At 55.5% G+C, this 19530-nt stretch carries 16 protein-coding genes and 6 pseudogenes; 11 read left to right on the top strand and 11 right to left on the bottom strand.

Annotated features, from left to right (window positions below):
* Position 1: 1 nt before the first annotated feature.
* The 5 genes from GFB57_RS23065 to GFB57_RS23085 all read right to left on the bottom strand — a co-directional run bounded on the left by GFB57_RS23065 (position 2) and on the right by GFB57_RS23085 (position 2763).
* Entirely contained in the window at positions 2–520 is a 519-nt protein-coding gene (locus tag GFB57_RS23065) for a FidL-like protein (protein ID WP_014839979.1), read from the bottom strand.
* Positions 520–1308 carry a winged helix-turn-helix domain-containing protein gene (locus GFB57_RS23070; protein WP_014839978.1) on the bottom strand — a complete coding sequence of 263 codons (789 nt, stop codon included), beginning with the start codon at positions 1306–1308 and terminating at the stop codon, positions 520–522. Before GFB57_RS23070 ends, GFB57_RS23065 begins: the two co-directional genes overlap by 1 nt.
* Positions 1309–1327: 19 nt before the next feature.
* A complete protein-coding gene (locus GFB57_RS23075; RefSeq protein WP_064548968.1) occupies positions 1328–1906 on the bottom strand; it encodes a TetR/AcrR family transcriptional regulator in 579 nt (192 codons plus the stop codon).
* Between the two features lie 190 nt (positions 1907–2096).
* On the bottom strand, positions 2097–2348 hold the full coding sequence (locus tag GFB57_RS23080; RefSeq protein WP_053390144.1) for a hypothetical protein: 252 nt from the start codon (positions 2346–2348) through the stop codon (positions 2097–2099).
* A gap of 4 nt (positions 2349–2352) precedes the next feature.
* Positions 2353–2763 carry a VirG gene (locus GFB57_RS23085; protein WP_053390145.1) on the bottom strand — a complete coding sequence of 137 codons (411 nt, stop codon included), beginning with the start codon at positions 2761–2763 and terminating at the stop codon, positions 2353–2355.
* A 428-nt stretch (positions 2764–3191) separates the two neighbouring features.
* Here GFB57_RS23085 and GFB57_RS23090 point away from each other — a divergent pair, with 428 nt between their 5' ends.
* Together GFB57_RS23090 and GFB57_RS23095 are read left to right on the top strand one after the other, a co-directional pair.
* Entirely contained in the window at positions 3192–4019 is an 828-nt protein-coding gene (locus tag GFB57_RS23090; RefSeq protein ID WP_053390146.1) for an ABC transporter substrate-binding protein, read from the top strand.
* Between the two features lies 1 nt (position 4020).
* Positions 4021–4710 (top strand): annotated as a pseudogene (locus tag GFB57_RS23095) (amino acid ABC transporter ATP-binding protein); the annotation flags it as partial.
* A 35-nt stretch (positions 4711–4745) separates the two neighbouring features.
* Here the strand turns inward: GFB57_RS23095 and GFB57_RS23100 are convergent.
* Positions 4746–7712, bottom strand: coding sequence for a Tn3-like element TnAs1 family transposase (locus GFB57_RS23100; protein ID WP_001138014.1), 2967 nt, complete (start codon positions 7710–7712; stop codon positions 4746–4748).
* Between the two features lie 3 nt (positions 7713–7715).
* Positions 7716–8276: a recombinase family protein gene (locus GFB57_RS23105; protein WP_001161490.1), complete on the bottom strand. Its 561-nt coding sequence runs from the start codon at positions 8274–8276 to the stop codon at positions 7716–7718.
* A gap of 309 nt (positions 8277–8585) precedes the next feature.
* Here GFB57_RS23105 and GFB57_RS23110 point away from each other — a divergent pair.
* Positions 8586–9122 (top strand): annotated as a pseudogene (locus GFB57_RS23110) (PAS domain-containing protein); the annotation flags it as partial.
* Between the two features lie 67 nt (positions 9123–9189).
* Here the strand turns inward: GFB57_RS23110 and GFB57_RS23115 are convergent.
* The 4 genes and pseudogenes from GFB57_RS23115 to GFB57_RS23130 all read right to left on the bottom strand — a co-directional run.
* A pseudogene (locus tag GFB57_RS23115) lies at positions 9190–10287 on the bottom strand (TonB-dependent receptor); the annotation flags it as partial.
* 56 nt (positions 10288–10343) lie between these two features.
* Positions 10344–11312, bottom strand: coding sequence for an IS5-like element IS903B family transposase (locus GFB57_RS23120; RefSeq protein ID WP_013362812.1), 969 nt, complete (start codon positions 11310–11312; stop codon positions 10344–10346).
* Positions 11313–11346: 34 nt separating this feature from the next.
* A complete protein-coding gene (locus tag GFB57_RS23125) occupies positions 11347–12222 on the bottom strand; it encodes an extended-spectrum class A beta-lactamase CTX-M-14 (RefSeq protein ID WP_001617865.1) in 876 nt (291 codons plus the stop codon).
* A 249-nt stretch (positions 12223–12471) separates the two neighbouring features.
* Positions 12472–13365 (bottom strand): annotated as a pseudogene (locus GFB57_RS23130) (IS1380-like element ISEcp1 family transposase); the annotation flags it as partial.
* A gap of 49 nt (positions 13366–13414) precedes the next feature.
* On the opposite strand from GFB57_RS23130, the gene GFB57_RS23135 reads away from it, so the two are divergent.
* From GFB57_RS23135 to GFB57_RS23170, 8 genes and pseudogenes are all read left to right on the top strand, one after another.
* Positions 13415–14112, top strand: a protein-coding gene (locus GFB57_RS23135) for an IS1-like element IS1B family transposase (RefSeq protein ID WP_095033700.1) whose coding sequence is annotated in 2 segments (ribosomal slippage) — positions 13415–13664 and positions 13664–14112 — 699 coding nt in all. Because the reading frame shifts where the segments join, the coding sequence is not laid out codon by codon here.
* A 191-nt stretch (positions 14113–14303) separates the two neighbouring features.
* Positions 14304–14945: an MBL fold metallo-hydrolase gene (locus GFB57_RS23140; protein ID WP_000134999.1), complete on the top strand. Its 642-nt coding sequence runs from the start codon at positions 14304–14306 to the stop codon at positions 14943–14945.
* 413 nt (positions 14946–15358) lie between these two features.
* The gene (gene aph(3'')-Ib / locus GFB57_RS23145) at positions 15359–16162 is read left to right on the top strand and encodes an aminoglycoside O-phosphotransferase APH(3'')-Ib (protein ID WP_001082319.1); all 804 of its coding nucleotides are present in this window, start codon (positions 15359–15361) and stop codon (positions 16160–16162) included.
* Complete coding sequence (locus GFB57_RS23150) at positions 16162–16998, top strand: aminoglycoside O-phosphotransferase APH(6)-Id (RefSeq protein WP_000480968.1); 837 nt, start codon at positions 16162–16164, stop codon at positions 16996–16998. The genes aph(3'')-Ib and GFB57_RS23150 overlap by 1 nt, the downstream gene beginning before the upstream one ends.
* Before the next feature lie 106 nt (positions 16999–17104).
* A pseudogene (locus GFB57_RS23155) lies at positions 17105–17875 on the top strand (Tn3 family transposase); the annotation flags it as partial.
* 33 nt (positions 17876–17908) lie between these two features.
* Positions 17909–18040, top strand: a pseudogene (locus GFB57_RS23160) (amino acid ABC transporter ATP-binding protein); the annotation flags it as partial.
* A complete protein-coding gene (locus GFB57_RS23165; protein WP_053390148.1) occupies positions 18040–18822 on the top strand; it encodes an amino acid ABC transporter permease in 783 nt (260 codons plus the stop codon). The pseudogene GFB57_RS23160 and the gene GFB57_RS23165, both read left to right, overlap by 1 nt.
* A complete protein-coding gene (locus GFB57_RS23170) occupies positions 18812–19495 on the top strand; it encodes an amino acid ABC transporter permease (protein ID WP_053390149.1) in 684 nt (227 codons plus the stop codon). The genes GFB57_RS23165 and GFB57_RS23170 overlap by 11 nt, the downstream gene beginning before the upstream one ends.
* The last annotated feature ends 35 nt before the right edge of the window (positions 19496–19530 follow it).

Genomic DNA, 19530 nt, shown 5'->3' on the forward strand with positions numbered 1-19530 from the left:
GTTAGTTCAGCTTACTGCCGGATTTCAACGTGCAGATCCACAGCGGTGAATTGATAGAGCTGAGCAAGATAGCCTTTTCGTTGAGCTTCTGAGCGTTGAGAAACAGCCCGTCGTGGCTGTCGGACATCTCGCGCATAAAGTAGTCGAAAATCACGTTCGGCGATTCATCAATCGAGGAGGCGCTCGATTCCCACTGATTGATGCGGTAATGACGCTCGGTGGCCGAGATGCGTTTGCTGCTGTAGGTAAACTTCACGTAGCGTTGCAGGTAGAGCCAGCCGGCGGCGGAGTCGGTGTAACCTTCGACCACCATCGAGCCTTTACCCTGCGCGCCAAAATTGAAGTGAATATTGCCGTTAACGTTCTCTTTGTCCATGTTCTCAAAGCGCATGATGCCCTTAGTGGAACAGCTCATGACACCCGCGTTGTCGGCAGGCAGCAGCCGCCAGGCGCTAAACGCGGCGGCGGCAATAAATACCAGAACGCAGAGGGCAAAGAACGGACGCGGCGCGAGTCTCATTACGGCTTCCAGGAGTAGTAAAAGTAGTTATCGCAATAGCTGAACGGGTTATCTTCATGCATGGCGCAGTGGGCAAGGAACACGCGCCCCAGCCCGTTGGTTTCGAGCCGATCGCCGTAGAAGAAAAGAAAACGTTCACCGGGTTTACAGGCAATATTCAGCCGCTGGCGTACCTCATCGAAGTTTTTGCCGTAGGACTCTTCACTGACCGAACGTCGCATTTCATCGCTGGCCAGCAGTTCGCACTGGCTATGGCTGAGGCGGGTCAGCGCGATAGGCTGGGATTCACTGATGCCGACCAGACTGAAGGCAACCAGAAGCAGGGCAATGGTGAGCAAGCAGGCTCCGGCCATGTACCAGCACATCCCGCGAGCATGTGCGGAGCGCGGTGCGTCTGGCGTTGTCGTAACGGGCGGCGGTTCGGCAGGCGTCTGTTGTGGTGAAACCGGCGGCGCGTCGTCCAGCGCTTCGATAATGACCTCGGGATTAAGCTGCAAATAGCCGCGCGAGACGGTGACGATGATGTTATCGACGCCGTAATGGCGAAAGGTCTTCCGCAGCATGCTGAGATACTGATTCAGATTGCTGTTGGATGAGGTTAATCCATTGTCATCCCAGACTTTTTTCAGAACATCTTCCCGGCTGACAATCTCGGTATGGCGCAGAAAATAGTTAAACAGGGCGCTGGCGGTGAGGGATAGCTGGCTGTCCGGTTCATCGCTTTGCGGCAGCGTCAGGGTTCCGTCGGTGGCGTCGTAGATAAAACGGGCATTGATGTTGTAGCGCATCGCGGCCTCAGTCTGTGCTTCACGCGGGAAGCGTCATTTTATTCAGGGAGTCAACCAGCGCGCGACGGTGGTCGGCGCTCATGGTGATCCCTTCCGTCAACTCCGAAAGCCAGATGCCGTCAGCGGCGTAGCGCACCAGCGTGCCGGTTGGGCTGTTATCCAGCTCATCGCCCTGCGCCAGTTTCTCCAGCATCCAGTCGCGCCAGCATTTGCGCAGCACCGGTTCATCGGGCATTGCCAGCGACAAAACCATAAGCTGGCGGCTTTCATGGGTGTCCGTGAGATCCGCCAGATAGTTCAGATAGGCGCGGGTAAACCGGCCATAGCTCACGCCATCCTGTTGCATCAGCGCGGTAATCGCTTCTTCCATGATTGCCAGCAGACGCGCGAACAGGGCGAATATTAGCGCCTGCTTGTTCGGGAAATGGTGGATAAGGCCGCCTTTACTGACACCTGCCTCGCGGGCAACGGCGTTCAGCGACAGGGCGGCAATGCCATCCCGACCAGCAATCATTGCCGCGGATTCCAGCAATTGTTGGTGCAGACGGACCGGATCTTTCTTGCGGTGTTGGGCTTCCATATTCATGGCCCGAATCATACCGACCAGACGGTATGATTATTTTTGACGACGATCAAGGCGTACGGGATGTCAGTAGATTGAATGTGGTTAATGCGTGAGAGGTCACAATTCGTAGTATGAATCAGGCAGTTATCACCCAGGGGGCGTTTTGGCAAAAAAAACGCGGTGAGGGGGCTCACCGCGTTCGAACGTTTATGACGATAACGACTTACTTCTGCGCGGCGCTTTTGGCCTTCGCTTTGGCGTTGTCACAGGCGGTCTGGTTTTTCGCACAGGCGTCTTTCGCGGCTTTCGCCTCTTTCTGTGCGTTAGCTTTCGCCGTGCTTTTGGCCTGAGCGCACTGCGTAGGGTTGTCCTGGCAGGCGGTTTTCGCTTTGCTGACAGCCTGACCGTTAGCCGCCGTTGCTGCGCCGCAAATCAACATAGCGCATGCTCCCAGCATCAGAGTGATTTTTTTCATGGACTTACTCCGCTGCCGCCTGGGCCAGATCGTTCTGTACCTGCTTACGCTGCTCTGCTGTCAGCACCTGGCTTAAGTCGAAGTAGTATTTCACTTTGTAGTAGCGTACCTGCTGGTCAACTTTGCTGAATGCCGCCAGCTGCTGCTTCACGCCCGCTTCGTTCCATTTACCGGACTGGATCATATCGATGATCATGCCGTCTTTAACATCTTTCATGGAGATAGACTGAACGTTTTTCTCCAGCTGCTGGTGCAGTGTTTTGATTTTAGAAACCTGAGCATCGGTCAGCTTCAGGTGCTGAACAATCGGGTCCTGAGCTGGAGCCGGAGCGGCTGCGACATCAGCGGCCTGAGCGGTGAAGGTTGCGCCAGCGAGCGTTGCGACCAGTAAAGCCGTGCGGGTAAATTTTTTCATTGTAGTCATCCATAAAGCATTTGAATTGACGCCGAAGCATCAGACGGGGGAGTCCCCATTTATTGTCGGGCTAATAATAGGTTGCCTGATGCTGACGATGCTTGCGGATTGTTGTGTCTGTTGGTAACGATGGGAAACAATGACTCTGTGAAATCATCCTTTTTTACGTATTAAGACCGTCTTAATCTTTCGCACTCTCCCTGCTATTTCAGCAGCAAACCCGGTGTCTGTGGAAATGCGAAATATCGCTAAGCATTTGCGGTTTTTGTCGCAGTTAAGCCATGCTAATCAATTTTTTACCTTTATATAACAATCACTTTCGTTAAAGGATATTTCGTTATAAGCCATAGCGAATCGTTATTTGTGCCGATGAAGACGGTGTGGGAGCGTAAAAAGACAATACAAAAACAGGGGTATCCAGAAAGATTATGGCAAAGACAAAACAGACAGTAGCACAGCTCGCGATCGTGACCGGCCTGGTGGCGGCCAGCTTCACGACCTTTACCGCTCAGGCGGATCAGCTGGCGGATATTAAGGCGAAAGGGGTGGTGAAAGTCGCCACCTTTGACGCAAACCCGCCGTTTGGCTCGGTGGATGCCAAAACCCATGAACTGGTGGGCTACGACGTTGATTTCGCCAAAGCGCTGGCAAAATCGCTGGGTGTGAAGCTGGAGCTGGTGGCGACCAACCCGGCCAACCGTATTCCGCTGTTGCAGTCTGGCAAAGCGGATCTGATCGTGGCCGATATCACCATCACGCCGGAGCGCGCGCAGGTGATTGATTTCTCCACGCCGTACTTCGTCACCGGTCAGCAGTTCCTGGTGCCAGCGAGCAGCGGCGATAAGCTCGACGATTACAGCAAATCGCGTATTGGCGCGGTGAAAGGCACCACCGGCGAGCAGACGCTGCACCAGCGCTTCCCGCAGGCGCGCGTGCTTTCCTATGATGATATCCCGCTGGCGCTGACCGCGCTGCGCAACGGCAACGTGCAGGCGATTACCCAGGACAGCACCATTCTGGCGGGCCTGCTGGGCGAAGCGCCGGATAAAGCGAAATTCAAAATCCTGCCGGATCTGCTGAGTAAAGAAGAGATCGGCGTGGGCGTGAAAAAAGGGGAGCCGGCGCTGTTGAAGGCGGTGAACGATGAGCTGGTGGCGCTGGAGAAATCCGGCGAGGCAGCCAAAATTTATGATGTCTGGTTTGGTCCTTCCACGAAAGCGCCGCAGCCGCGTTCCTTTACCATAGAAGCAAAATAATATGTTGTCGGCTTTACTCTCTCGTTCCGCGGCGAAGGCCGCGGATTTTTCACATCTGCAGAACGCCAGCGTGGAGTTCCGTCAGGTGGTGAAGGAATACGGCAGTCATCGCGTGCTGAACGGCATCGATTTGACGATTAATCCCGGCGAAGTGGTGGCGATCCTTGGGCCTTCCGGCTCGGGAAAGTCGACGCTGATTCGCCTCATCAACCAGCTTGAAAGCCTGAGCGGCGGCGAGATTCTGGTGGACGGCAAAGCCACCCGCCAGCTCAACGGCCGGGCGCTGCGCCAGCTGCGTAGCCGGATTGGCTTTGTCTTTCAGCAGTTCAATCTCTATGCCCACCTGACGGCGGCGCAAAACATTATGCTGGCGCTGGAGTCGGTTCACGGCTGGACGCGCAGCGATGCGCATCAGCGGGCGCTGGCGCTATTACAGCAGGTGGGGCTGGCGGAAAAAGCGGACGCTATGCCTTCGCAATTGTCGGGCGGGCAGCAGCAGCGGGTGGCGATTGCCCGGGCGCTGGCTTCGTCGCCGCAGATTATTCTGTTTGATGAACCGACCTCGGCGCTGGATCCGGAAATGATTGGCGAAGTGCTGCACGTGATGCAGTCGCTGGCCCACAGCGGTATTACCATGATCGTGGTGACGCACGAAATGCAGTTTGCCCGCGAAATCGCCGACAGAGTGGTGTTGGGGAGCCCGCAGAATTCGGAAAAAATCGTACGCTAAGGTTTTCCGGGCATCCGTAAGGGCCGAAACTTCCCGTCTTCCAGTCTGCGGCTCTGCCGCCAGACGTAATCGCCGGTTAGGTTGATGTGCTCCCAGCCCAGCGGCGACAGGAATTGCAGCAGCTCGCCGTCCACCGGCTTGCCGGCCTCGACCAACCCCTGGGTGGCGCGTTCCAGGTACACCGTGTTCCACAGCACGATAGCCGCCGTCACCAGGTTGAGGCCGCTGGCCCGGTAGCGCTGCTGCTCGAAGCTCCGATCCCTGATTTCCCCAAGGCGGTTGAAGAACACCGCCCTGGCCAGCGAGTTGCGCGCCTCACCTTTGTTCAGGCCGGCATGCACGCGGCGGCGCAGTTCAACACTTTGCAGCCAGTCCAGGATGAACAGCGTGCGCTCGATCCGGCCCAGCTCGCGCAGGGCCACGGCCAGTCCGTTCTGGCGCGGGTAGCTGCCGAGCTTGCGCAGCATCAGCGAGGCGGTGACGGTGCCCTGCTTGATCGAGCTGGCCAGGCGCAGGATGTCGTCCCAGTGGGCACGCACGTGCTTGATGTTCAGGGTGCCGCCGATCAGCGGGCGCAACGTCGGGTAGGCTTGCACGCCCTGCGGCACGTACAGCTTGGTTTCGCCGAGGTCGCGGATGCGCGGCGCGAAGCGGAAGCCTAGCAGGTGCATCAGGGCAAAGACGTGATCGGTGAAGCCGGCCGTGTCGGTGTAGTGCTCCTCGATCCGCAGGTCGGACTCGTGGTACAGCAGGCCGTCGAGCACATAGGTGGAATCGCGGACGCCGACATTCACCACGCGGGTGCTGAACGGCGCGTACTGGTCGGAGATATGGGTATAGAACAGCCGTCCCGGCTCGCTACCGTACTTCGGGTTGACGTGCCCGGTGCTCTCGCCCCGGCCACCCGCGCGGAAGCGCTGGCCATCGGAGGATGAGGTCGTGCCGTCGCCCCAGTGGGCGGCAAAGGCGTGGCGATACTGGTGGTTGACCAGCTCGGCCAAGGCCGCCGAATAGGTTTCGTCGCGGATGTGCCAGGCTTGCAGCCAGGACAGCTTGGCGTAGGTCAGGCCGGGGCTCGACTCGGCCATCTTGGTCAGCCCGAGGTTGATCGCATCACCGAGGATTGCGGACAGCAGCAACGTCCTGTCTTTGGCCTCGGCCCCGTCCTTCAAGTGGGTGAAGTGGCGGCTGAAGCCCGTCCAGTCGTCCACGTCCATCAGCAGTTCGGTGATCTTGATGCGCGGCAGTAACTGGCTGGTTTGGTCGATCAGCGCCTGCGCCCGATCCGGCACCGCCGCATCCAGCGGGGTGATTTTCAGCCCTGACTCGGTGAGGATGGCATCGGGCAGCTCGTTGTCCTTGGCCAGGCGGGTGACGGTGGCCAACTGCTCGTCCAGCAGCTGCAAACGCTCTTCCAGGTACTGGTCGCTGTTCGGGTTGATCGCCAGGGGCAGGGCCTGCTCGCGCTTGAGTGCGGCGAACTTCTCGGCCGGCAGCAGGTAGTCGTCGAAGTCGCGGAACTGCCGCGAGCCCTTGACCCAGATGTCGCCGGAGCGCAGGGCGTTCTTCAGCTCGGACAGGGCGCAGATTTCGTAGAATTTCCGGTCGAGGCCTTCCGGGGTGATCACCAGCGGCTTCCAGCGCGGCTTGATGAAGGCCGTGGGTGCATCGGCCGGCACCTTGCGCAGGTTGTCGGCGTTCATCTCACGCAGGGTCTGCACGGCTGCCAGCACGCCTTGCGCGGCCGGCGCGGCGCGCAGTTCCAGCACCTCCAGCAAGGCCGGCGTGTAACGGCGCAGGGTGGCGAAGTTCTCGCCGACCAGGTGCAGGTGGTCGAAGCCTTCCGGCCGGGCCAGCAGCTCGGCCTCGCTGACGCTCTCGGTGAACTCGTCCCAGGGAATCACCGCCTCGATGGCGGCATAGGGGTCGCTGCCGCTTTCCTTCGCTTCCAGCAGCGCCTGGCCGATCCTGGAGTACAGGCGCACCTTGTCGTTGATCGCCTTGCCCTGCTTCTGGAACTGCTGCTGATGCTTGTGCTTCGCGCCGCTGAACAGCTTGACCAGGATGCGGTCATGCAGATCGACCAGCTCATCGATCACGGTCGCGGTGCTCTCCAGCACCACGGCGGCCAGGGTCGCGTAGCGGCGCTGCGGCTCGAACTTACCGAGGTCTTTGGGCGTCATCTGCCCACCCTCGCGGGCCAGCTTGAGCAGGCGGTTCTGGTGGATGTGCCGGCCCAGGCCTTCGGGCAAGTCCACCAACTGAAATGTCTTCAGCCGCTCGATGTGTTCCAGCATGTGCCGAGAGTTGGGTTTCAGCGGTGCCTGGCGCAGCCAGGTCAACCAGGTGATGCTGCTGCCGGCCTTGAGCTTCAACAGCTCGTCCAGCTTGGCCCGATGCGAGTCCGTGAGTGGTTCGACCAGGGCGCGGTAGACCCGCCGATTGGCTCGCGCAATGGCTTCCGAGCAGGCCCGGTCAATCACGCTCAGCGCCGGCAGGATGCGTCGTTTCTGCCGTAGGCTCTCCAGGGCCTGACCGGCCAGCAGCAAGCCTTTGTCGGTCTGCTGGGCCAGCTCGGTTAGCTCGCGCACCAGGGCGCGGAAGTCGGACAGGCCGAACGGGGCCAGTTGCAGGTAGGTGCGCAGTTCCTGGGCATGCTCGCGACGGGTCACGTCGCGCTCGCCGTACTTTGCCCAGCTCGCCGGCTCGGCCTGGACTTGCTTCGCCACCCACAGGATGACCGGCTCGGGCAGCTCGCTGTCGGTTCCCAGCGCGTAACCGGGGTAGCGCAGCAGGCAGAGCTGCACGGCGAAGCCGAGGCGGTTGGCGTCGCCGCGTCGCTGGCGGATCAGCGACAGGTCGGAGTCGTTGAAGGTGTAGTAGCGGATCAGGTCATCCTGGCTTTCCGGCAGCGCAAGCAGGGTGTCCCGCTCCGTGGCCGAGAGGATCAAGCGACGCGGCATGTGTCAGTCGTCCGTGCGGAGGTACTGGTAGAGGGTTTCCCGGCTGATGTTGAACTCGCGGGCAAGCTGCGCCTTGGGCTCGCCGGCCGTCGCTCGCTGCCGCAGGGTAGCAGCCTGCTCATCGGACAGGGCTTTCTTGCGGCCCCGGTACGCGCCACGCTGCTTGGCCAAGGCGATGCCCTCACGCTGCCGCTCGCGGATCAGGGCGCGCTCGAACTCAGCGAAGGCCCCCATCACCGACAGCATCAGGTTGGCCATCGGCGAGTCCTCGCCAGTGAACACCAGGCCCTCCTTCAGGAACTCGATGCGCACGCCGCGCTGAGTCAGCTTCTGTACCAAGCGACGCAGGTCATCGAGGTTGCGGGCCAGCCGATCCATGCTGTGCACCACCACTGTATCGCCTTCGCGGACGAAGCTCAGCAGCGCTTCGAGCTGGGGGCGCTGGGTGTCCTTGCCCGATGCCTTGTCGGTGAACACCTTGCTCACCTGGGTTTGTTCCAGCTGGCGTTCCGGGTTCTGGTCAAAGCTGCTGACCCGGACGTAGCCGATGCGGTGCCCCTGCACGATGTCTCCTTGGTTGAAGGCGGCTTAAGTGCACTTTCTGTTCCGTTGTGCCTCAAAGCCCATTTCTGTCAGGCTGAAATCTATAACCTTCGCGGGCATGTGTCAAAAAATGGGAAAGCAGACTCTATTCTGACGAAGCGGCGCGGCCCTGCCTGACATCAAGTTAGGGTATAGCCTAGATTGACATGCGCGATGCAACCCTTAACTTGCTTGCACCTATCGTTTCCATGCTAGCTTTATCGTAACGCTCAAGAAATTGGGCTTAATGCCGAAAACAATAAAATAAAACAGCCAACCCTTGAGGTTCTTATGCGCCAGAATTTACCAGTGACGGGTCGAAACTTAGAACTCCCAAAAGATGCCAATATTCTTTCGACTACCTCCCCTCAAAGCCATATCACGTACGTTAATCCTGACTTCATTAAAATCAGTGGTTTCACTGAGGAAGAACTATTAGGCCAGCCTCACAACATCGTAAGACACCCAGATATGCCGCCTGCTGCATTTGAGCATATGTGGAGTACATTAAAATCTGGCCGCTCATGGATGGGGCTAGTAAAAAATCGCTGTAAAAATGGCGACCACTATTGGGTAAGTGCTTATGTAACGCCAATAGCTAAGAATGGTTCGATTGTTGAATACCAGTCTGTAAGGACCAAGCCTGAACCTGAGCAGGTTTTGGCTGCGGAAAAATTATATGCTCAATTGAGAAGCGGGAAGGCCGCGAGGCCGAAATTGGCTGCTAGCTTTTCCGTGAAAATACTCTTGCTCATATGGGGTAGTATTATATCAAGCGCAATGGCTGCCGGCATGCTTACTGATACATCAATAAGCAGCTTATTGTTACCAGGAATCAACGCCTTTACCCGCTGCCGGAGCCTCACCTCAATAGCACTCTCCGGCAGCCGTATTGTTACAGCGAATCAAACTGATAGCTGACCGATAGCCCAACGCCATAGTTACGGCCCGGCGCCGGTTCATAATAGCGTCCGTTGCTCTCGTTGACGATAACAGAGCCGACGTAGCGCTTATCAAACAGGTTATCAACGCGCGTATAGAGGTCGACGGTCCAGTTATCTAGCACATATTTATAGCCGGTATTCAGTGCCGTCACCGTATAGGCTGGAGCCTGCTCGCTATTGGCATCGTTGACCTGAATATCGCTCATATAGCGGACTTCAGCGCCAGCGTACCATCCCTCTTCCGGCACCCAGCCAAAGGAGGCATAGGCGCTATTACGTGCAATCCCCGGGATCCGATTGCCGCTCTGAATAGCATCGCCGGCGTTTTCACGGTAGGTCGCATCCAGCAGCGTCCACGCCAGTTTGGCGCGCCAGGCGGGCGCAAATTGCTGATCCCATCCCAGTTCGACCCCGCGGCGGCGCGTCTTGCCCGCGTTCTGATAGGACGTACGGCCATTGTCGCTGGCGGCAACGACAATTTCATTTTTCGTGTCCGTATTGAAGACGCTCAGGCTCGCCATCCCGGTGCCCACCTGCCATTTACTGCCTGCTTCAACGGTGGTGTTAGTGGCCGGTTGCAGAGCAAAGTTAAGCCCGGACTGACCATCGGGACGATAGGACAGCTCGTTAATGGTCGGCGTTTCAAATCCCCTCCCGGCAGAGAGGTAAACGTTCCACTGCGGCGTCATGGCATACTTCAGCGCTGCCGCCGGAAGCCACTTGTGATAGCTCGCTTCGCCGCTATCATCACCATTTTTACCTACAACATAACGATCGTTGGAATCAAACCATACCGAGCTATAGCGCGCCCCGGCGTCCAGCCCCAGGGCTGAGGTGAGCTGCCAGTGCGTTTGAATGTAGGGATCGAGGTTCCACATCAGGTTACGTTCGTTACGTCGCATATCACCTTTGGTGCCGAGATCGTAAACGCCGTTCTGATAAACAAAGTTCTCATAGCCTTTGCGCTGTTCGGTCATCGCCTCGTAATCAAGGCCGGTGGTGATGGCGTAAGGGATAAAACCGCTGTCATCGTGGTGTGTCCAGCGCGTGGCTTTGTTGAATAAATCAGATTTCGGGTAAGTCTCCCCCGTAGCGGGTTGTGTTTTCAGGCAATACGCACGCTTTCAGGCATACCTGCTTTCGTCATTTTGTTCAGCGCTCGTACCAGGGCCATAGCCTCCGCAACCTGACCATCGTAGTCACGCAGCGTCAGTGAACCCCCGAACAGCTGTTTTACCCGGTACATCGCCGTTTCCGCTATCGAGCGACGGTTGTAATCTGTTGTCCATTTCCACCGCGCATTACTCCCGGTCATTCGCTGATTAGCCACTGCACGGTTACGGTCTGCATATTCACCGGGCCAGTAACCCGCACCTTTTCGGGGCGGGATAAGCGCGCTGATTTTCTTACGCCGCAGTTCATCGTGACAGAGCCGGGTATCGTAAGCTCCATCGGCGGCGGCTGACCTGATTTTCCGGTGGGTTTGCCGGATTAACCCGGGGAAGGCCTCTGAGTCCGTAACGTTGTTCAGCGACAGGTCAGCGCAGATGATTTCATGTGTTTTACTGTCAACTGCCAGATGCAGCTTACGCCATATACGACGGCGTTCCTGGCCATGCTTTTTGACTTTCCACTCGCCTTCACCGAAGACCTTCAGCCCGGTGGAATCAATTACCAGGTGTGCGATTTCACCCCGGGTGGGCGTTTTGAAACTGATATTAACCGACTTTGCCCGCCTGCTGACACAGCTGTAATCCGGGCAGCGTAGCGGAACGTTCATCAGAGAAAAAATGGAATCAATAAAGCCCTGCGCAGCGCGCAGGGTCAGCCTGAATACGCGTTTAATGACCAGCACAGTCGTGATGGCAAGGTCAGAATAGCGCTGAGGTCTGCCTCGTGAAGAAGGTGTTGCTGACTCATACCAGGCCTGAATAGCTTCATCATCCAGCCAGAAAGTTATGGAGCCACGGTTGATGAGGGCTTTATTGTAGGTGGGCCAGTTGGTGATTTTGAACTTTTGCTTTGCCACGGAACGGTCTGCGTTGTCGGGAAGATACGTGATCTGATCCTTCAACTCAGCAAAAGTTCGATTTATTCAACAAAACCAGTTACAGCCCTTCGGCGATGATTCTCGCCGCTGAAGCCAGCACATCGCGGCGGCTCTCTGCGTTCTGTTGCGGCTGGGTAAAATAGGTCACCAGAACCAGCGGCGCACGACCCTGCGGCCAGATCACCGCAATATCATTGGTGGTGCCGTAGTCGCCGCTGCCGGTCTTATCACCCACAGTCCACGACGTCGGTAAGCCGGCCCGAATGCTGGCTGCGCCGGTCGTATTGCCTTTGAGCCACGTCACCAACTGCGCCCGCTGGGTTTCGCCCAGCGCATGACCCAGCGTAAGCTGACGCAACGTCTGCGCCATCGCCCGCGGCGTGGTGGTGTCTCTCGGGTCGCCGGGAATGGCGGTATTCAGCGTAGGTTCAGTGCGATCCAGACGAAACGTCTCATCGCCGATCGCGCGGGCAAAAGCCGTCACGCCTCCCGGGCCACCGAGCTGGGCAATCAATTTGTTCATGGCGGTATTGTCGCTGTACTGCAACGCGGCCGCGCTCAGTTCTGCCAGCGTCATTGTGCCGTTGACGTGTTTTTCGGCAATCGGATTGTAGTTAACCAGATCGGCAGGCTTGATCTCGACAGGCTGATTAAGCAGCTGCTTTTGCGTTTCACTCTGCTTAAGCACCGCCGCGGCCGCCATAACTTTACTGGTACTGCACATTGGAAAGCGTTCATCACCGCGATAAAGCACCTGCGTATTATCTGCGGTATCGATGAGCGCGACGCCCAGCCGCCCTCCGCTGCTTTTCTCCAGCGCCGCCAGCTTTTGCTGCACCGCACTCGTCTGCGCATAAAGCGGCGCGCTGCCCAGCAGCAGCGGAATGCACGCCGCCGCCGCGAACATCATCCGTTGCACTCTCTTTGTCACCATCTCAAACTCCCAATACGGTCAATCCGTGTTACATCAGTATTCCCTAAATTCCACGTGTGTTTTTTATTAGCTTCAAAAATCACTATTTCACGAAGAATTTAGACTGCTTCTCACACATTGTAACATTATTTACAACCACCTTTCAATCATTTTTGATAAATCATTGATTTCATCTTTGCTGCAATGATACTTAATAAACTCTGCAAGTTATCCACAGAGCAACACTCAATTTTATTGATGATATTCTTATTATACCAGACATTTTTCATACACTCCCTTGTACGGATAGTTTTCCGACAACTTCATGATTACATATCTTGCGGTTTTGATTATTTTTGCTGCAAGAAATACATACTTCAAACGAAAGGTCTTTATTTGCTGTCTGTATTCTGAAGAGTCCAAGGAATCAAACTTGAACAACAAAAATAGGTTATATGAAAGCATCATCATTTGAAACACGGCTTCATTCGCCCAAAATGACTTTAGCAAGAGATGACCCACCGCCATGTCGTATTTGGCTTCTTTGATATAGTTTTCAGCATTACCACGCTTTTCATAGTATATAACTACTTTTTCAGAAAGCAAGGTAGTATTTGTTACAAAGAAAAAGTAGTCGTATTCGGAACCTTCTAAAAGTGATAATTGTGCTCTTTCTTTTTCTGGTTTCAGTACGCGAGATACGACAAATCTTCTGTCTTTTTCCCATTTAACTAATTTTGTATACAGTTCTGTAGTTTCTCTACCTTCTTCTCCTTTAACGAATACAATTGATGAATTCGTTGCTTGTGAGGTGAGTGTAGAATAACTTTTGGCTTTAATTAAATATTTGCATCCAAGAGATTCTATCGTTTCGATAATTTTTTCATCAAAGTAGCCACTATCCATTCGAAATAAAATTTCTAAATCGTCTGATTTGATGTTAGCAACAATTTCTTTGATCATTTCCGCAGCACCGTTTGCAGTGTAAGTATTGCCACTTCTTACAAATCCGGTAACATATGCTTTTAATTCGTCGCAAAATGCAAATTGGATATTGTAGCATCGGTTTCCCAGTTTCTTAGGATTATATCCTTTTGACGCACCTTCTTGATGACCTTCTACGTTAATTACACTACTATCAATATCAATCGTAATGGAGGTGATGCTGCCAACTTACTGATTTAGTGTATGATGGTGTTTTTGAGGTGCTCCAGTGGCTTCTGTTTCTATCAGCTGTCCCTCCTGTTCAGCTACTGACGGGGTGGTGCGTAACGGCAAAAGCACCGCCGGACATCAGCGCTATCTCTGCTCTCACTGCCGTAAAACATGGCAACTGCAGTTCACTTACACCGCTTCTCAACCCGGTACGCACCAGAAAATCATTGATATGGCCATGAATGGCGTTGGATGCCGGGCAACCGCCCGCATTATGGGCGTTGGCCTCAACACGATTTTCCGCCATTTAAAAAACTCAGGCCGCAGTCGGTAACCTCGCGCATACAGCCGGGCAGTGACGTCATCGTCTGCGCGGAAATGGACGAACAGTGGGGATACGTCGGGGCTAAATCGCGCCAGCGCTGGCTGTTTTACGCGTATGACAGGCTCCGGAAGACGGTTGTTGCGCACGTATTCGGTGAACGCACTATGGCGACGCTGGGGCGTCTTATGAGCCTGCTGTCACCCTTTGACGTGGTGATATGGATGACGGATGGCTGGCCGCTGTATGAATCCCGCCTGAAGGGAAAGCTGCACGTAATCAGCAAGCGATATACGCAGCGAATTGAGCGGCATAACCTGAATCTGAGGCAGCACCTGGCACGGCTGGGACGGAAGTCGCTGTCGTTCTCAAAATCGGTGGAGCTGCATGACAAAGTCATCGGGCATTATCTGAACATAAAACACTATCAATAAGTTGGAGTCATTACCCATTGCAGCAAAGATGAAATCAATGATTTATCAAAAATGATTGAAAGGTGGTTGTAAATAATGTTACAATGTGTGAGAAGCAGTCTAAATTCTTCGTGAAATAGTGATTTTTGAAGCTAATAAAAAACACACGTGGAATTTAGGTTAGACTATAAATAGAAAAAGGCGTTTTGACAATGACAGAGATTATCAAAGATTTATACCAATTTACAGAGGTAATGGAGCCGATTAAGCTTTCAATGCACCAATACTTATTGATGACAAATGAGCCTGTTCTCATTCAGACCGGAGCCGTATCACAAGCGCAAACTACCATTCCTAAGTTGCAAGAGTTGCTCGGTGAACGCAAAATAAAATACATTCTAATTTCTCATTTTGAATCAGACGAATGTGGCGGACTTGCTTTGGTTCTCAAAGAACATCCCGAAGCTGTCGCGGTTTGTTCCGAAACCACAGCAAGACAACTGATGGGGTTTGGTATTACTAACAATGTGCTTATTAAAAAGCCGAATGAAATATTTGCCGGAGATGATTTTGAATTTCAAACTATCAGTTACCCATCTGAAATGCATATGTGGGAAGGACTTTTATTTTTTGAAAAGAAACGTGGTATTTTCTTTAGCAGCGACCTCATGTTCGGCATGGGTGAGAATCACGGACAAGTTATCGAAAGCAGTTGGGACGCAGCGGTAAAATCAAGCGGCGCAGATACATTGCCCAATCAAGAATCCGGACAAAAGCTATCCTCGGATTTGAGTGAGATTGAACCTAAGTTCGTTGCTTCCGGTCATGGGTTTTGCATTACGATTGTAGGATAAATCAAGCAAATAGACCTTGCAAAATAAGCATTTGCAAATATACCACTTCATAAAACCGTATACTGTAATTATCAAGATTTTGAACGATATTGAAAAACAGTAACTTAAAGGCTCGATATATTTATAATATATCGAGCTTTTTTCATGTCTAAAAACTTGGGGGTATATAGTGAAAAATACCGTCCCAACGTCCCAAAGGCTGATAAGTAGGCGCATTATATGGGTAAATGGCTTTTATAATCCACGCCGAAGACATTCAACACTCGGCTGGAAATCGCCGGTGGCATTTGAGAAAAAAGCCGCTTAAAATGAGAGATAGACCGGAACACAACCGGTGCAAGTCCATAGCAACTCGTTTCTTTTCGCAGGTTGAGCCACCTCCGCGCTTCATCAGAAAACTGAAGGAACCTCCATTGAATCGAACTAATATTTTTTTTGGTGAATCGCATTCTGACTGGTTGCCTGTCAGAGGCGGAGAATCTGGTGATTTTGTTTTTCGACGTGGTGACGGGCATGCCTTCGCGAAAATCGCACCTGCTTCCCGCCGCGGTGAGCTCGCTGGAGAGCGTGACCGCCTCATTTGGCTCAAAGGTCGAGGTGTGGCTTGCCCCGAGGTGATCAACTGGCAGGAGGAACAGGAGGGTGCATGCTTGGTGATAACGGCAATTCCGGGAGTACCGGCGGCTGATCTGTCTGGAGCGGATTTGCTCAAAGCGTGGCCGTCAATGGGGCAGCAACTTGGCGCTGTTCACAGCCTATCGGTTGATCAATGTCCGTTTGAGCGCAGGCTGTCGCGAATGTTCGGACGCGCCGTTGATGTGGTGTCCCGCAATGCCGTCAATCCCGACTTCTTACCGGACGAGGACAAGAGTACGCCGCAGCTCGATCTTTTGGCTCGTGTCGAACGAGAGCTACCGGTGCGGCTCGACCAAGAGCGCACCGATATGGTTGTTTGCCATGGTGATCCCTGCATGCCGAACTTCATGGTGGACCCTAAAACTCTTCAATGCACGGGTCTGATCGACCTTGGGCGGCTCGGAACAGCAGATCGCTATGCCGATTTGGCACTCATGATTGCTAACGCCGAAGAGAACTGGGCAGCGCCAGATGAAGCAGAGCGCGCCTTCGCTGTCCTATTCAATGTATTGGGGATCGAAGCCCCCGACCGCGAACGCCTTGCCTTCTATCTGCGATTGGACCCTCTGACTTGGGGTTGATGTTCATGCCGCCTGTTTTTCCTGCTCATTGGCACGTTTCGCAACCTGTTCTCATTGCGGACACCTTTTCCAGCCTCGTTTGGAAAGTTTCATTGCCAGACGGGACTCCTGCAATCGTCAAGGGATTGAAACCTATAGAAGACATTGCTGATGAACTGCGCGGGGCCGACTATCTGGTATGGCGCAATGGGAGGGGAGCAGTCCGGTTGCTCGGTCGTGAGAACAATCTGATGTTGCTCGAATATGCCGGGGAGCGAATGCTCTCTCACATCGTTGCCGAGCACGGCGACTACCAGGCGACCGAAATTGCAGCGGAACTAATGGCGAAGCTGTATGCCGCATCTGAGGAACCCCTGCCTTCTGCCCTTCTCCCGATCCGGGATCGCTTTGCAGCTTTGTTTCAGCGGGCGCGCGATGATCAAAACGCAGGTTGTCAAACTGACTACGTCCACGCGGCGATTATAGCCGATCAAATGATGAGCAATGCCTCGGAACTGCGTGGGCTACATGGCGATCTGCATCATGAAAACATCATGTTCTCCAGTCGCGGCTGGCTGGTGATAGATCCCGTCGGTCTGGTCGGTGAAGTGGGCTTTGGCGCCGCCAATATGTTCTACGATCCGGCTGACAGAGACGACCTTTGTCTCGATCCTAGACGCATTGCACAGATGGCGGACGCATTCTCTCGTGCGCTGGACGTCGATCCGCGTCGCCTGCTCGACCAGGCGTACGCTTATGGGTGCCTTTCCGCAGCTTGGAACGCGGATGGAGAAGAGGAGCAACGCGATCTAGCTATCGCGGCCGCGATCAAGCAGGTGCGACAGACGTCATACTAGATATCAAGCGACTTCTCCTATCCCCTGGGAACACATCAATCTTACCGGAGAATATCGTTGGCCAAAGCCTTAGCGTAGGATTTCGCCCTCTCCCGCAAACGACCCCTATGTGCTCGACGGCCTGCTGTACCACGAGTCCGACCTGCGGATCGAGGAGCACTACACCGACACGGCCGGCTTCACCGATCACGTCTTTGCCCTGATGCACCTGCTAGGCTTCCGCTTCGCGCCGCGCATCCGCGACCTCGGCGAAACCAAGCTGTACGTGCCGCAGGGCGTGCAAGCCTACCCGACGTTGCGCCCGCTGATCGGCGGCACCCTGAACATCAAGCACGTGCGTGCCCACTGGGACGACATCCTGCGCCTGGCCAGCTCGATCAAGCAGGGCACCGTCACCGCCTCGCTGATGCTGCGCAAGCTCGGCAGCTACCCGCGCCAGAACGGACTGGCCGTGGCCCTGCGCGAGCTGGGCCGGATCGAGCGCACGCTGTTCATCCTGGACTGGCTGCAAAGTGTTGAACTGCGCCGCCGCGTGCATGCCGGCCTGAACAAAGGTGAGGCGCGCAACTCGCTGGCCAGGGCGGTGTTCTTCAACCGCCTTGGGGAAATCAGGGATCGGAGCTTCGAGCAGCAGCGCTACCGGGCCAGCGGCCTCAACCTGGTGACGGCGGCTATCGTGCTGTGGAACACGGTGTACCTGGAACGCGCCACCCAGGGGTTGGTCGAGGCCGGCAAGCCGGTGGACGGCGAGCTGCTGCAATTCCTGTCGCCGCTGGGCTGGGAGCACATCAACCTAACCGGCGATTACGTCTGGCGGCAGAGCCGCAGACTGGAAGACGGGAAGTTTCGGCCCTTACGGATGCCCGGAAAACCTTAGCGTACGATTTTTTCCGAATTCTGCGGGCTCCCCGTGTTTATCGACGGCGGCGACGTGCTGGAAGTGGCGCCGCCAGCGGCATTTTTCGCCCGGCCACAGCATCCTCGTGCGGTACGTTTTCTACAGAAGGTGCTGGATCCGCTGCATCAGGAGCGGACGGCGTGATGAGCAATTTCGACTGGCTCGGGGTGCTCAGCGGGCAGCCTCTGCAATGGATTATTTCGGGCTTTCTCACCACGCTGTGGGTTTCCCTTGCGGGAATTGTGCTGGCAAGCGTACTGGCGACGCTGTTTTTGCTGCTGCGGCTGGCGGGCGGTCGGCTCGGGCAGGGCATTACAGGCTGCTGGGTGTCGCTGTTTCGTAATACGCCGCTGCTGGTACAGCTGCTGTTCTGGTACTTCGCGGCCTGGAACTTTCTGCCGCAGGGGATGCGTGATTTTGTGAACGATCCGCATGACTGGTCGATTCTGCCCGGCGACGTCTGGTGGTTGACGCCGGAATTTCTCTGCTCGGCATGGGGGCTTGGCGTTTTTACCTCGGCGTTTCTGATTGAGGAGGTGGCGGCGGGGCTGCAAAGCGTACCGAACGGGCAGCGGGAAGCGGCGCTGGCGCAGGGTTTTTCCACCGCCGGGTTGCTGCGCCACATCCTGTTGCCGCAGGGGCTGGCGAATGCCTGGCAGCCGGTGGTCGGCCAGTATCTTAACCTGATGAAGCTATCGTCGCTGGCCAGCGGTATTGGGTTTGCCGAGCTGACCTATCAGGTGCGGCAGATAGAGAGCTACAACGCGCATGCGCTGGAAGCCTTTGCCGTGGGCACCGTGCTGTACCTGTTTACCGGCATCGTGCTGGGGCTGCTATTGAGCCGCCTGGGGCCAAAGCCAGTAGGGCAGGCGAAGCGGCGACGTCAGGTTAGGGATGTGCAGGGAGGGATTCAGCATGAACGCTAATCTGGCGGTCATTGTCGATAACCTCGACTATCTGCTGTGGGGGCGACTGGCGGACGGCGAACCGGGCGGCGTCGCGCTGACCCTGATGATGGCGCTGGGGGCGGGCGCATTAGCGCTGCCGGGTGGCGTGTTGCTGGCCTGTGCGGCATGGCGATTCCCCGGCATCACGCGGCGTTTACTGTACCTGTGGGCGGAGATTATTCGCGGTATTCCGCTGATATTCGTTATCTTTTGGCTGTGGTACCTGTTGCCAATGCTGACCGGCAGCGATTTACCCGGCGCGGTCACGGTGACCTTAGCGCTGGCCTGGTTTACCGCGGCGTCGGTGATGCACTCGGTGCTGGCAGGGCTGCAGGCGTTGCCGAAGGGGCAGTATGAAGCGGCACTCACTCAGGGATTTAGCGCCGGACAGAGTCTGCGGTTAATTCTGTTGCCGCAAACGCTGCGCAACGTGCTGCCGTCGCTGGTGGGGATTTTCATCAGCCTGCTGAAAGATACCTCGCTGGCGTTTATCGTCAACGTCCCGGAGCTGACGACCGTGGCCGGGCAGGTGAATAACCGCGTACAAATCTACCCGACGGCCATTTTTGTCTTTATTGGCGTGGTCTACTATCTGCTCTGTTTTGGGCTGGAAAGGGTGGCGAAGCGCTGGCAGCGTCGAGTGACGGTATAAAAAAACAGCCCGGCGTCGCGTGATGCTCAGTCGGG

The organism is Citrobacter sp. S39, from assembly GCF_009495675.1.
Classification (GTDB): Bacteria; Pseudomonadota; Gammaproteobacteria; order Enterobacterales; family Enterobacteriaceae; genus Citrobacter; species Citrobacter freundii.

What these genes read in the sequence shown, in the direction of transcription:
- GFB57_RS23065 (WP_014839979.1), bottom strand. Translation starts at nt 520, where the DNA reads ATGAGACTCGCGCCGCGTCCGTTCTTTGCCCTCTGCGTTCTGGTATTT.
- GFB57_RS23070 (WP_014839978.1), bottom strand. Translation starts at nt 1,308, where the DNA reads ATGCGCTACAACATCAATGCCCGTTTTATCTACGACGCCACCGACGGA.
- GFB57_RS23075 (WP_064548968.1), bottom strand. Translation starts at nt 1,906, where the DNA reads ATGATTCGGGCCATGAATATGGAAGCCCAACACCGCAAGAAAGATCCG.
- GFB57_RS23080 (WP_053390144.1), bottom strand. Translation starts at nt 2,348, where the DNA reads ATGAAAAAAATCACTCTGATGCTGGGAGCATGCGCTATGTTGATTTGC.
- GFB57_RS23085 (WP_053390145.1), bottom strand. Translation starts at nt 2,763, where the DNA reads ATGAAAAAATTTACCCGCACGGCTTTACTGGTCGCAACGCTCGCTGGC.
- GFB57_RS23090 (WP_053390146.1), top strand. Translation starts at nt 3,192, where the DNA reads ATGGCAAAGACAAAACAGACAGTAGCACAGCTCGCGATCGTGACCGGC.
- GFB57_RS23100 (WP_001138014.1), bottom strand. Translation starts at nt 7,712, where the DNA reads ATGCCGCGTCGCTTGATCCTCTCGGCCACGGAGCGGGACACCCTGCTT.
- GFB57_RS23125 (WP_001617865.1), bottom strand. Translation starts at nt 12,222, where the DNA reads ATGGTGACAAAGAGAGTGCAACGGATGATGTTCGCGGCGGCGGCGTGC.
- GFB57_RS23140 (WP_000134999.1), top strand. Translation starts at nt 14,304, where the DNA reads ATGACAGAGATTATCAAAGATTTATACCAATTTACAGAGGTAATGGAG.
- GFB57_RS23150 (WP_000480968.1), top strand. Translation starts at nt 16,162, where the DNA reads ATGTTCATGCCGCCTGTTTTTCCTGCTCATTGGCACGTTTCGCAACCT.
- GFB57_RS23165 (WP_053390148.1), top strand. Translation starts at nt 18,040, where the DNA reads ATGAGCAATTTCGACTGGCTCGGGGTGCTCAGCGGGCAGCCTCTGCAA.
- GFB57_RS23170 (WP_053390149.1), top strand. Translation starts at nt 18,812, where the DNA reads ATGAACGCTAATCTGGCGGTCATTGTCGATAACCTCGACTATCTGCTG.